11 protein-coding genes are annotated in these 11310 nt (G+C 70.2%); all 11 read right to left on the bottom strand.

The window, feature by feature from the left end:
- Positions 1-4: 4 nt before the first annotated feature.
- The 11 genes from ABZ909_RS15770 to ABZ909_RS15720 all read right to left on the bottom strand — a co-directional run bounded on the left by ABZ909_RS15770 (position 5) and on the right by ABZ909_RS15720 (position 11301).
- Positions 5-937, bottom strand: coding sequence for an SDR family NAD(P)-dependent oxidoreductase (locus ABZ909_RS15770; RefSeq protein ID WP_356999549.1), 933 nt, complete (start codon positions 935-937; stop codon positions 5-7).
- The gene (locus tag ABZ909_RS15765; RefSeq protein ID WP_356999547.1) at positions 934-1437 is read right to left on the bottom strand and encodes a DUF2505 domain-containing protein; all 504 of its coding nucleotides are present in this window, start codon (positions 1435-1437) and stop codon (positions 934-936) included. Before ABZ909_RS15765 ends, ABZ909_RS15770 begins: the two co-directional genes overlap by 4 nt.
- Positions 1438-1439: 2 nt before the next feature.
- On the bottom strand, positions 1440-3248 hold the full coding sequence (locus ABZ909_RS15760; RefSeq protein WP_356999545.1) for a BTAD domain-containing putative transcriptional regulator: 1809 nt from the start codon (positions 3246-3248) through the stop codon (positions 1440-1442).
- Positions 3249-3315: 67 nt separating this feature from the next.
- Positions 3316-3750: a DUF1772 domain-containing protein gene (locus tag ABZ909_RS15755; protein ID WP_356999542.1), complete on the bottom strand. Its 435-nt coding sequence runs from the start codon at positions 3748-3750 to the stop codon at positions 3316-3318.
- A gap of 193 nt (positions 3751-3943) precedes the next feature.
- A complete protein-coding gene (locus ABZ909_RS15750; RefSeq protein ID WP_356999540.1) occupies positions 3944-4351 on the bottom strand; it encodes a hypothetical protein in 408 nt (135 codons plus the stop codon).
- On the bottom strand, positions 4341-5306 hold the full coding sequence (locus tag ABZ909_RS15745) for an NADP-dependent oxidoreductase (protein ID WP_356999538.1): 966 nt from the start codon (positions 5304-5306) through the stop codon (positions 4341-4343). The genes ABZ909_RS15750 and ABZ909_RS15745 overlap by 11 nt, the downstream gene beginning before the upstream one ends.
- Positions 5303-6010 (bottom strand): bifunctional 2-polyprenyl-6-hydroxyphenol methylase/3-demethylubiquinol 3-O-methyltransferase UbiG, encoded by a 708-nt coding sequence (gene ubiG, locus ABZ909_RS15740; protein WP_356999535.1) that lies wholly within the window; start codon positions 6008-6010, stop codon positions 5303-5305. The genes ABZ909_RS15745 and ubiG overlap by 4 nt, the downstream gene beginning before the upstream one ends.
- 1 nt (position 6011) lies before the next feature.
- Positions 6012-7232, bottom strand: coding sequence for an FAD-dependent monooxygenase (locus tag ABZ909_RS15735; protein ID WP_356999964.1), 1221 nt, complete (start codon positions 7230-7232; stop codon positions 6012-6014).
- Positions 7232-7765, bottom strand: coding sequence for an ester cyclase (locus ABZ909_RS15730; RefSeq protein ID WP_356999533.1), 534 nt, complete (start codon positions 7763-7765; stop codon positions 7232-7234). Before ABZ909_RS15730 ends, ABZ909_RS15735 begins: the two co-directional genes overlap by 1 nt.
- On the bottom strand, positions 7752-8882 hold the full coding sequence (locus tag ABZ909_RS15725) for a 3-oxoacyl-[acyl-carrier-protein] synthase III C-terminal domain-containing protein (protein ID WP_356999530.1): 1131 nt from the start codon (positions 8880-8882) through the stop codon (positions 7752-7754). The genes ABZ909_RS15730 and ABZ909_RS15725 overlap by 14 nt, the downstream gene beginning before the upstream one ends.
- Before the next feature lie 13 nt (positions 8883-8895).
- Entirely contained in the window at positions 8896-11301 is a 2406-nt protein-coding gene (locus ABZ909_RS15720; protein ID WP_356999528.1) for a beta-ketoacyl-[acyl-carrier-protein] synthase family protein, read from the bottom strand.
- Between the last annotated feature and the right edge of the window lie 9 nt (positions 11302-11310).

Here is an 11310-nt window from a genome sequence, read left to right as displayed (position 1 = left end):
GGGCTCACGGCCGTTCGGCCGGCGGCACGTGTCGTGAGGTCCGGACCAGATCTTCGGAGACACGCCAGAGTTCGGCGGCTCGCTCCTCGTCGTAGGATTCCGGTGCGCTGGGCACCTCCGCCGCCCCCGTGAAGTATTTGCCGGTGGTGTCGGCGAGTTCGGGTGCGGTGACCAGCCGGGCAAGGTCTGCTGCCGACCGGGTGACGGTGCGGGCGATGGGCATGACCTGAATGAGAACGGGTGCGAGGAAACGGAATCCGATGCGCGCCACAGCCGGGTAGCCGCGCGACAGCCCGGTCTGCGGCATCAGCCCGGGATCGAAGGCATTGGCGGTGATACCCCGGTCGTGCCAACGCCGCGCGAGCTCATAGGTGAAGTAGACATTGGCGAGTTTGCTGGTGGCATAACGGATTCGGCCGTCCGCGCCGGAGTCCCGCTGGTCGTCCGGGTCGGCGAGCTCTCGAGGGTGACGCCATTGCGGCGCGGGGAATCCCATGGACTTGCGGGGCCCCTGGTGCACATCGCTGGACACCACGACGACCCGCGCGCCCGGCGCGAGTAGATCGGCACACCCGGTGACGAGCGCGAAATGCCCGAGGTGATTGACCGCGAATGTGAGTTCATGGCCGTCCTGGGAGGTCCGCACGCGGTCCACGATCTGGAGGCCGGCATTGCACACCACCGCGCCCAGTCGCGGATTCTTCCGGCGGCGCAGTTCTTCCACGGCGGCGTCGACCGAATCGAGCGAGGCCAGCTCGAGTTCGACCGATTCGATCCTGGCTTCGGGCGCGTGCGCGCGGATCCGCTGAACTGCCGTCTCGGCCCGCTGCGGGTCGCGGCATCCGAGGGTCAACGGAATACCCTTTGCGGCAAGGCATTTCGCCGTCTCCAGACCGAGGCCCGAGGTCGCCCCGGTAATCAGCACCGGATCGTTCATTCCGCGTTCTCCAGCCACTTCATCGTGAATTCGTCGATGGCTGCGGCGGTGCTGGCGAACGTCTTGCTCATATCGGCCTCGATCAGCCTGCCGATCAAGGGAACTCGCGCCTCGATCGAGCCCGACATGGTGAACTCGCACCCGATCTCGATGCGGCGCACCACCAGATCGGCGTAGAGCGAAATGGTCATGCCTTCCACCTGCCCCTGCATCCGTCCCCGGGCCACGCCGTCCTCGGGTTCGTTCCACGACTCGCTGTAGTGGTAGCGCACCCCATGGGGTCGGAAGGCCGCGGCCGGACCGGGCAGCGCCGAGGCCGGGATGACGGTGTTCACGGTGACCAGTGCCAGGCCGTCCGTGGCATCGAAGGCGGCCAATTCCGCGTCGGGGCCGTCGATTTCGCGAATGCGCTGCTCCCAATAGTCGCGGGAGCCGAGGACGCGATGGAACAGGGTGTCCGGGTAGGGGTAGGGGGTGGTGTGTTGCACGGAACGCGACATGGTCAGTCTCCGAGGTTCTTGGCGTAGATGCGGTGGATGTCGAGCATTCGGTAGCGGGTGCGGTCGGCATCGTCGCGACCGACCTCGGACAGCAGGTAGGCGTCGACGAGACGGTCCAGGGCGTCCTCCACCTGATCGACGCGCAGATCGGCCGATGCCGGTGCGGTGAACTCGGTGCCGGCCGGTATCCGGCGACCGAGTTCCCGGAACAATCCGGCGGCGGTGGGGTCGAGCCGGTCGAAGGTGAGATCGAGGCTCGCGCGCATGTCCAGCGCCTGATACGACACCACTTCGAGGCGGCGCTGTTCATCGCTGATCCGGGCGAGCATGTGGGCGAAGGTCCAATGGGGCCGCGTCGTCATGCGGCAGGCGACGGCGCGCAAGGCCAGCGGAATGCCGGAGCAGTGGTCGGCGACCGTCCCGGCGTCCTCCCATTCGGGCAGCACGCGGGCGCGCCCGACGGTGGCGACCAGCATCTGCAGTCCCTGGGTGCGGGACAGCTCGTGCAGGACGAAGGTGCGAACGGTGGTGAGCCCCAGGGCGAATCGGCTGGTGATCAGGGCGGTGCCGACGCCGCCCGGGGGCAGCAGCGGGATGACCTGGGATTCGGTGGCGGCATTGTCCAGAACGACGAGCACCCGCCGATGCGCCAGCCGTGCCCGGTACAGATTGACCCGCTCGGCCAAGGACTTCGGCATGGCTGCGGCCGGTATGCCCAGCGCCGTGAGCAGCCGTCCGAGCACCGTCTCCGGGGTGGTGCACGGACCCTCGGCGAGGTCGGCGTAGAGCAGTCCTTCGGGAAAGCGGTCGCGCAGGCAGTCCGCCGCTTGCAGGACCAGCGCCGTTTTGCCGACCCCCGCGCCGCCGGTCACCAGCACCGGCCGCGGTGCGGGATCGTCGGTCAGCATGCCGGTGAGCGTCGCCAGTTCGGTGTCCCGGCCACTGAATCCGAGCGGAGGCAGCGGCAGCGTGTCGGGCGCGACGGCCGGCGCGTGCGGCCGGAGCCCGCCGGATTCGGCGCGGACGGTGAGCGGCGGGTAGGCCGGTGCGTCCAGCTCGGGCAGGTCGCCGCGCAGGATGCGGCTGTGCAGATCCCGCATGCCCGGACTCGGGTCCGCGCCCAGTTCGTTGGCGATGAGCCGCCGCGCCAGCTCGTACTGCCGCAGCGCCTGGGTGGTCTCGCCATTGAGGAAGTAGGCGCGAATCAGCCGCTCCTGCAACCCTTCCGCCAGCGGCTCCTCGAGCAGCGCGGTGTGCAGCCGGTTGATGACCAGCGAATGATTGCCGCGCCTGATCTCCGCGTCGGCCCAGTCCGCGGTCACCTCGTGCTTGAGCCGGTGCAGGGATTCGCTGAGCCGCCGGGCCCATTCGCTGTCCAGACCCGTCATGGCACTGCCGTTCCACAGGTTCAGCCCGGCCGACAGCCGCTCGACCCGATCGGGATCGTCGATGTCGGTCGCGCGGGCCCGGTCGACCAGATCCATGAAGTGCCACAGGTCAACCGACTCCGGCGGGGTGGAGAGCATGTAGCCGCCGGGGCCGCGGTTCACCTGGACCGGTTCCGCGCCGGTGCCGGAGGTGGCCTCGGTGAGCAGGCCGCGCAGCCGGGCGACGTAGGTGTAGACGGCGTCGCGCGCTGCGGCCGGCGGGGAGTCGCCCCAGACCCGGTCGATCAGGGTGTCGATCGACAGCGGCCGACCCGAATCCACCAGCAGCGCGGCCATCAGGCTGCACTGCCGGGGCGGGCCCAGGTCCACGACCTTGCCGTGCACGTGCAGCTGCACGGGCCCCAGGAGTTTGAACTGAATCATAAGCCACGCCTTCATTTCCCGCCGTCACGCGCGAAAGCGTCGGAGGGTTTCGGTGCGGCGCACCGGATTACACCGAGAGCGCCGCGAGAAATAGTGCGACCAGGGCGATTCCCTGCAGGATTGCGCGGACCACGATGACGCTGTCCCAGGTGCGTTGCATGTCCCGGACGTCGACCGGCACCCGGTCGGCCAACACCGCGGCGGTGAGTTCCTTGTTGACCGGCGCGCTGACCCGCGCGTAGATGCCGAGCCAGATGGCCAGGGCCACCACGGCCGCCGCGGCGAGAATGCCGGCGGCCGCCTTTCCGTCCAGGAAGGCGGCCCCGGCGGCGACGACCGCCGCGACCACGCCGATGGCGCCGGGAATCGGCATGCGCTTGTCGGCGACTTCGTGAATGCGTCCGGTGGCGGCGGTCAGCGCGCGATCGTCGATGCGGGCCAATGCCGTGCGCAGCACCAGGGCACAGAAAAAATCCGTCCCGTAGACAACCGCTGTCGTCATGATTGAAATTCCGATGGCGGACAGTAAGAAATAATTCATGGGAAGAATCCTCGGCGTAGTTATCGTCGCAAGGTGTCGTAAATAGTATGTTGCACCTTGCGGCACAACAGGTTTCACCGAACTGTGATTGTCACGATGACCAGTTCCCGCCCGGTGTGGGCTGTGATCGGATATAAGCGGAGTTGGTCAGGTATTACTCGCGCAAGGCCGCGGCTACCATAATTCCGCCCGCCAATCCGGCCGCGGTGAGCAACTCCCAGGTGTCCGGTGGCCCGGTGCGGCCGAGGCGTGCGCGCTTGTTGAGCGTCACTGTCGCATCCACCAGTTCGAGCGCGACGCCCAGGACGAACCAGTGCCGCACCGGATGTCCGCGCCGCAGCGACCACAGCGTGCCGAGCCCGATCACCACGTCCCGGGTGCCGAACGCGCGGGTCGGCAGCGAGGACGCGTCCTCGTCGTACTCGCCGGACCAGGACTTCGCGACGGCCCCGGGTGCGGTGAGCATGCCGGTGCCGATCGCGACGCGGGCCAGCGCCTGGGACCACGCCGCCTGCCGCACCAGCGCCCGGGTGCGGCGGGCAAGCATCGAATTACCGTTCATCGTAAGGTCTTTCCTCCGCACAGGCGGCCACGTCCACCGCGACCACCACCTTTCCGCGGGCATGCCCGCCCTGACTGAGCAAGTGCGCCTGCGCGGCGTCGCACAGCGGGTAGACCGCGCCGACCGGCACCCGGAACACGCCCTTGCCCGCGAGCGCGGCCACCACCGGCAGATCCCCGGTGTCGGGTCGCGTGAAGACGTAGGCGCCGCCGAGTTCGCGGGCCTTGGGATCGACCACCGAGGCGAACCGGCCGTGCGGCGCGAGCAGCGGCAGCACTGTGCGCTGAATGCGCTTGCCGACCGCGTCGAGCAGCACGTCGACCCCGTCCGGGGCGAGCGTGCGTACCGAATCAGACAGTCCCACAGCATAATTCACCGGCTCCGCGCCCAGTTCGCGCAGGAAGGCGTGATTGCGGTCGCTGGCCGTGCCGATCACGCGTGCGCCCAGGTGCACCGCCAGCTGCACCGCGACGCTGCCGACGCCGCCCGCCGCGCCGTGCACCAGCACCGTCTCGCCGCGTCGCACATCCAGTACCCGCACCAGTGCCTGGTAGGAGGTGAGCGCGGCCAGCGGCATGGCGGCGGCCTCGGCCCAGCCCAGCTTCGCCGGCTTGAGCGCGAGCGCTCGCACCGGGGCGGGCATGACCTCGGCGAAGGCACCCCGGCTCAGATAGTCCTCGCGGACACAGCCGACGACCTCGTCGCCCACGGCGAATTCGGTGACGCCGATGCCGATTTCGCGCACCACCCCGGATACGTCGGCGCCGGGAACGATGGGGAACACGGTGTCGGCGAAGGGATCCAGATAGCCCTCGCGCGCCTTCCAGTCGATCGGGTTGACCGAGGCCGCCTTGACGTCGAGCAGCACCCCGTCGAGCGCCATCTTGGGCACCGGCAGTTCGCCGTATTCGAGGACCGACGCGTCGCCGTAGCGCCGGTAGAAGACCGCCTTCACGACCGCACCGCCGCGCCGATGTAGGTGGCGGACAGGTCCGGGGTGGTGAACATGAGCAGGTTGCCGTCGCGCCGTTTGCCGAGAATCGTCAGCCCGCGCTGCTTCGCCAGCGGTGTCAGGCCCGCCGCGTCGAGGTGGCGGCGCAGCTCCGCGGGCTTGATGAACTGGTGGTGATGGTGGGTGCCGCGGGCCACCATGCCGGTGAGGTACTCGGGGATCCAGATCATGACGATCCGGGCCATGAGCGTGCGATTGATGGTGTCGTAGCAGAAGATTCCGCCGGAGCGCAGCACCCGGGCGATCTCACGGACCGCCAGCGCCGGATCGTCGACGTGCTCGAGCACGTCCACGCAGGTGACGACGTCGAAGGTGGCGTCGGGGTACGGCAGCGCCTCGGCCCGCCCGACCGCGTACTCGATGGCCTTGCCGGTCGCCTCGGCGTGCGTGCGGCCGGCGGCGACCAGGCGGGCGGACGGGTCCATCCCACTGACCACGGCCCCGCGCCCGGCCAGGTACTCGGTGGTGAAGCCACCGCCGCAGCCGACGTCGAGAACCTTCTTGCCCGACCAGTCCTTCACGAATCGGTCGAAGTACTCGAAGCGCGGACGCTGGAAGGAGGTGAGCCCCTTCATGGCGGAATCGTCGTCCCACCAGGATTCGGCGAAGTCGCCGAAGAAGTCGCTCTCCGTTTGGGATTGCTTCATGTCATGCTCCGTCTGTCTGAAAACTTCTGTCCGGCAGTGGTTTTGCCGGCGTGCGCCAGCGGGTGGCATAGGCGATCTGGTCGCGCTCGGCGATCCGGAACACCAGCCGCGGCCACACCGCGCGCATGCCGAGTTCCCGCAGCCGGATGAGCAGGGGGTGCTCCAGCGCGCCCAGTCGGCCGATGCGGTGGGCGACCTGCTGCAAACCGGCCGTGCGGGCGCGGCGCTGTTTCTCGTAGCGGCACAACGCGTTCACGGGATCGGTGGTGTCCAGTTCCTCGGCGAGCACCAGCGCGTCCTCGAGCGCCTGGCACGCACCCTGGCCGATATTGAAGGTGATCGGGTGGGCGGCGTCGCCGAGCAGGCTGACCCGGCCGGACCCCCAGCGCCGGTCCGGCGGCCGGTCCAGGACATCGCTGCGGATGATGGCCTCCGGCGGCGTGGCTTCCAGGATGTCCGCGATCGGCGGCATCCAGTCGCGATGGCGCTCGAGCAGCATCGCCCGGACGTCGCCCGTATCGCGGCCGCCGGGTGCGCCGTTGGCGACGCTCATCCAGTGCACGACGCCGGGTGCGACGTCGTAGAAGGTGAAGCGGGTACCGGGACCGAAGAGGGCGTAGAAGGTGCCCGGCGGGATCTTCTCGTGTCGCAGTTCGGCTTTGCCGCGCCAGGCGATGTAGCCGGTGTAGCGCGGCGGGTGCTCGCCGAGCAGTCCGGGGCGCACCGCGCCATTGATGCCGTCCGCGCCGATGAGAATGTCGCCGCGCACCCGCTCGCCGTCGGACAGTTCCACCGTGACGCCGGCGTCGTCCTGTTCGAAGCCGACAACTCCAGCGCCCGTGCGGATCTCGGTATCCGTCGGATACGCCGCCACCGCCGCGCTGAGCACCCGGTGCAGCACCGAGCGTTCGACCGCGATGGTCGGAGCGCCGTACCGGTCGATGAAGTCGCCGACCGGCCACGCGCCGAAAAGGCCACCGCGCCAGGTGCCGAAGTGGGTGATGTGCTGGATCGGCGCGGTTTCCAGCACCTCGTCGAGTACGCCCAGCCGTTGGAGCGCGATGGTGCCATTGGTCCAGATGTGCAGTCCGGCACCGCCGTCGCGCAGTTCCGTGGCCCGCTCGAACACCCGCACGCCCATGCCGCGTTCCCGCAGGGCGAGTGCGGCGGCCAGGCCGCCGATGCCGCCGCCGGAGATCAGGACGGTGAATGGCCGGTCCATCACGGCTGTTCCGTCGCGGTCAGCGCGGCCGCCGCCAGATCCGCGAGATCCATCCCGCCGCCGCGGCGTCGGCCCTTGCGGGCCAACGCGCCGGACATCAGCCAGCCCAGGCCCAGCGCCTCCAGCATGGAGGACTCGACGCCGATGCCCCAGCGCTCGGCGATCAGGCCGTTCGCGAGCCGCCACACCACGACACCGTGGAATTCGATCCGTTCCCCGGTGGGGTCCATTGCCAGGAACTCACCGGTGAAGGTGCCGCGCCAGGTGTTGTGGATGACCACGTAGTCGGCGTGCGCGCTGAGCGCTTCGATGGTGACATGCAGGTCCGGAAAACCCTGGCGCAGACCGGCGATGGTGTGCTTGACGCCCTCGGTCCCCTCCGGCGCGCCGGGCAGGGGCTGGTGATCGACCATGTCCGGCGCGTAGATCTCGTCGACCACGGAGAAGTCGCCCTCGTTGACGAACTCGTCGAACACGCGCCGGATGATGCGGGCATTGTCCTCGGGGGTGAAAACCGGCTCAGGCGTGGACATTCGCGGTCTCCTCACCCGGCACGGGCGCTTCCCAGCGCAGCGACAGACCGGCGTACAGGTAGCGGCTGGCCTCCACGGCCAGCAGCAGCACCCGGTCGCCCGGCCGGACGCGGCCCTGTATCCAGCCCTCGTCGAGGGCCAGCGGCACGGCGGCGGAGCCGGTCGCGCCGACGGTCGCGAGGTTCTCCACGATGTTCTCGGCCAGCACCGCCTGGTCCTCGGGAGAGACTCCGGCGGCATCGAATTCGGCGGTGAAGTAGTCGGCATTGCCCTCGGGCAGCACACAGGCGTCGATCTCGGCCACCGTGAGCCCGGTGCGGGTCAGCATGTCGCGCATGCCCGCCACGAAGACCTTCGGCCCGAAGGTGGCGGTCCCGGAGACATCGAGCTTCATCTCCACCAGGCGCTTGCGTTTGGCCTGATCGGCCACGGGCTCGTGGGTGCCGCCGCCCACGATCTGCATGCCTGGCTTGCGGTCACCGCCCAAACAGGCGGTGGCGAACTGGAATTCGCCGTTCGGGTCCGCGCTGCCCGGTTCCCCGGCGCGCAGCACGACTGCCCCGGCCCCGTCGCCGAAGGAGTTGATGACCAGCCGGTCACGCATGCGCACCGACTCCGGGTCCATGCCCAGGTACATCGGGGCCAGCAGCGGGGAGATCGCCTCCGCGCCGATCACCACGGCGGTGCGGTAGGTGCCGTCCGCGAGCATGCGCCGCGCGTAGTCCAGTCCCTGCACGAAACCCGTACAGGCGGCGCGGAATTCGATGGAAGCGCAGTGCGCCAGGCCCAATTGCTCCTGCACGTAGGTGACCACCGCCGGCAGCTGGTATTCGGGGCTGGCCGAGGACACCACCAGCAGATCCACCTCCGCCGGATCGATGTCCGCGCGGGCGAGGGCGCGTCGTGCGGCGGTGGCGGCCATGGCGTTGGTGCCGGTGCCGTGCTTGCCGGTGGCGGGATCGATCATCCAATGCCGTTGGCGTACTTGGATATTGTCGAGCACCTCGGCGGGCAGTGTGCCGCACAGGCGCTCCAGGGTGGCATTGTCGATCGGGTCGCCGGGCAGGAACGATCCCGTGGCCAGGATCGAGACGTGACGTGGTTCGAGATTCGGCATGTGGTGTCTCCGTTCACGAGTGGATGACCGCGGCGGGATGCCGCAGCACGAAGCTGGTGTGGGTGCCGCCCAACGAGGAACCGTTGACCAGCACCGGGCCCCGGTCGCCGCCGCGCTGCCAGGCGGTGATGGCCAGCGCGGCGGCCAGTTGCGCGCCCGCGCCGATGGGATCGCCCAGAACCCGCTTCGGCTCGGGCCGGGCGCAATTCGCGCCGAGACCGAGCCGGTCGATCGCACGTCGCTCCGGGCCGTCCACCACGGGCAGGCCCGCCGCGGCGGTCCAGACGGCGGAGAGGTCGACGGGGGATACCCCGGCCTCGGCCAGGGCGTCGCGCATGGCCCGTTCCACCCCGCGGCCGCGCGGATCCCACCGGGCGATGCCCAGGGCATCGGAGGTGGTGGCGTATCCGGCGAGCACCGCGATCGGGGTGACGCCCCGCTGCCGCGCCACCGAGGCCCGCTCCAGCAGCAGGGTGACGCTGCCCTCGGCCAGCCGGAAGCCCCGGCCGTGGCGGCCGGTGAAAAGCCCCGCGCCCCGGTACGCGTCGAGGGCGTAGGGGGACAGTTCGTCCGCGCCCGTGCACAGCACGGCGTCCGCGCGTCCGGCGCGCAGCAGGTCGAACGCGGTCCCGAGGGCGGCGGCCCCGGCGGCGTGGCCGGAGGTCAGGGTGGAGGTCGGGCCCTTGGCCCCCAAGGCCATGGCCACCTGTCCGGCGGCGGCATTGAAGACGGTGTTGGGGAAGATGGCGGGGCTGCCCTGGGCGGGTCCACCGAGCACGGTCGGTTCGAAGAATCGGGAAATGCTGCTCATCGGCCCGATACCGGTGCCGACGACCACACCCACGCCCTCGTGGGCGGTGAGTCCGGCCGCGGCGAGCGCCTGCCGACTGGTCGTGACCGCCAGCTGCCCGAGGCGGTCCATGCGCCGGCGGGCCTTGGCCGGAATATCGGCGCCCGGGTCGGCGCTGACGCGGGCGAGCCGTAATCCCTTGTGCGGCACCGTCGTCATGGTTCCGCAGGTCCAGGCGTCCCAGAGTTGATCGGCATCGGATGCCCCGCCGATCAGCACCCCGATTCCGGTGACGACGACTTCGTCGGCGGCGACGGGATCGACCTCGGTGCGGGCGGTACCGGGCCGGCCGTACACGACACAGGCATTGGCTCCGGCGAACGCGAAGTTGTTCGACGCCGCGACGCGCATGGGCAGCGCCCGCGCCGCGGGTGCGGGGTCCAGGCCACAGGCCGGGTCGGTCTCGGTGAAACCGGCTGTCGGCGGCACCATTTCATCGCGCAGTGCGAGGATGGTCACGATGGCCTCGACCGCCCCGGCCGCACCCAGCAGGTGACCGATCATGGACTTGGTGCTGCTGAGCACCACCGCCGCCGCGGCCTCGCCCAGTGCGGCTCGCACCGCATTGCTCTCCGCCGCATCGTTCTTCGGGGTGCCGGTGCCGTGGCCGTTGATGTAGGGCACGTCCTCGGGCGCGAGACCGGCGGTGTCGATGGCCTGGCGAATCGCCCGGGCCGCGCCCGCGCCCTGCGGATGCGGTGCCGTGGCGTGGTAGCCGTCGGCCGACATGCCGTAGCCGAGCACCTCGGCGATGATCGGCGCACCGGCGGCCAGCGCTACCTCGGCGGCCGCCAGCACCATCATGCCCGCGCCCGCGCCGAGCGAGAGCCCGTCGCGGTCACGGGAATACGGCCGCGCCGGACGCGCGGACAGCGATTCGACGCTGGTGAATCCGTAGTAGGCCATCTCGGTGAGCGCGTCGCTGCCGCCCACCAGCATGGCGTCGGCCCGGCCCGCGCGGATCTGTTCGACCGCGTGCGCCAGCGCGTGAGCGCTGGATGCGCACGCGGTATTCACCGACAGCACAGGACCTTTCAGCCCGAACGCCGCGCTGAGCGCCTCCGCGCAGAACTGGGGCGGCACCAGCAGCAGATGCCGGTCGTCGCCGAGACCCAGCCCGTCCGCGTCGACGGACCGGCCGGCGGCGACCGCGCGGCGCACCGCCTTCTCGGCACTGCGGATTCCGCTGTTGCAGCTGCCGAACGCCACTCCCCACCGGTGTGCGGGCAGGGCGTCCGGTCGTGGTGGAGCGCCGTCCTCGAGTACGCCCAGACCCGCGCCCGCCATGGCCTCCTCGGCCGCGATGAGTGCGTAGTCGACGGCGGGTTCCGGGTCGGTGAGACCCAGCGGCGCGAGGTAGTCGTATTTGGGGCGCGGCGGGTCGAGGATCTCGCCGCCGATGGCTCCGGCGAGTCCGGGCACCGCGAGCTCGCGCAGCGGCCGAATGGCCACCTCGCCGCCGCGCACCCGCTGCCATAGTTCCGCCGCGCCGACGCCGTGCGCGGTGATCGCGCCGAGCGAGGTGATCACGATGCGCCGCTGCGGCGCGGGATGGGGGGTTTCGTGCATGGCCGAAGT

It is taken from the genome of Nocardia sp. NPDC046763, assembly GCF_040645495.1.
In the GTDB taxonomy this organism is placed as follows: Bacteria; Actinomycetota; Actinomycetes; order Mycobacteriales; family Mycobacteriaceae; genus Nocardia.
This window is presented reverse-complemented; position numbering and strand designations above follow the sequence as displayed.

What these genes read in the sequence shown, in the direction of transcription:
- ABZ909_RS15735 (WP_356999964.1), bottom strand. Translation starts at nt 7,232, where the DNA reads ATGGACCGGCCATTCACCGTCCTGATCTCCGGCGGCGGCATCGGCGGC.
- ABZ909_RS15770 (WP_356999549.1), bottom strand. Translation starts at nt 937, where the DNA reads ATGAACGATCCGGTGCTGATTACCGGGGCGACCTCGGGCCTCGGTCTG.
- ABZ909_RS15725 (WP_356999530.1), bottom strand. Translation starts at nt 8,882, where the DNA reads ATGCCGAATCTCGAACCACGTCACGTCTCGATCCTGGCCACGGGATCG.
- ABZ909_RS15755 (WP_356999542.1), bottom strand. Translation starts at nt 3,750, where the DNA reads ATGACGACAGCGGTTGTCTACGGGACGGATTTTTTCTGTGCCCTGGTG.
- ABZ909_RS15760 (WP_356999545.1), bottom strand. Translation starts at nt 3,248, where the DNA reads ATGATTCAGTTCAAACTCCTGGGGCCCGTGCAGCTGCACGTGCACGGC.
- ABZ909_RS15750 (WP_356999540.1), bottom strand. Translation starts at nt 4,351, where the DNA reads ATGAACGGTAATTCGATGCTTGCCCGCCGCACCCGGGCGCTGGTGCGG.
- ubiG (WP_356999535.1), bottom strand. Translation starts at nt 6,010, where the DNA reads ATGAAGCAATCCCAAACGGAGAGCGACTTCTTCGGCGACTTCGCCGAA.
- ABZ909_RS15765 (WP_356999547.1), bottom strand. Translation starts at nt 1,437, where the DNA reads ATGTCGCGTTCCGTGCAACACACCACCCCCTACCCCTACCCGGACACC.
- ABZ909_RS15720 (WP_356999528.1), bottom strand. Translation starts at nt 11,301, where the DNA reads ATGCACGAAACCCCCCATCCCGCGCCGCAGCGGCGCATCGTGATCACC.
- ABZ909_RS15730 (WP_356999533.1), bottom strand. Translation starts at nt 7,765, where the DNA reads ATGTCCACGCCTGAGCCGGTTTTCACCCCCGAGGACAATGCCCGCATC.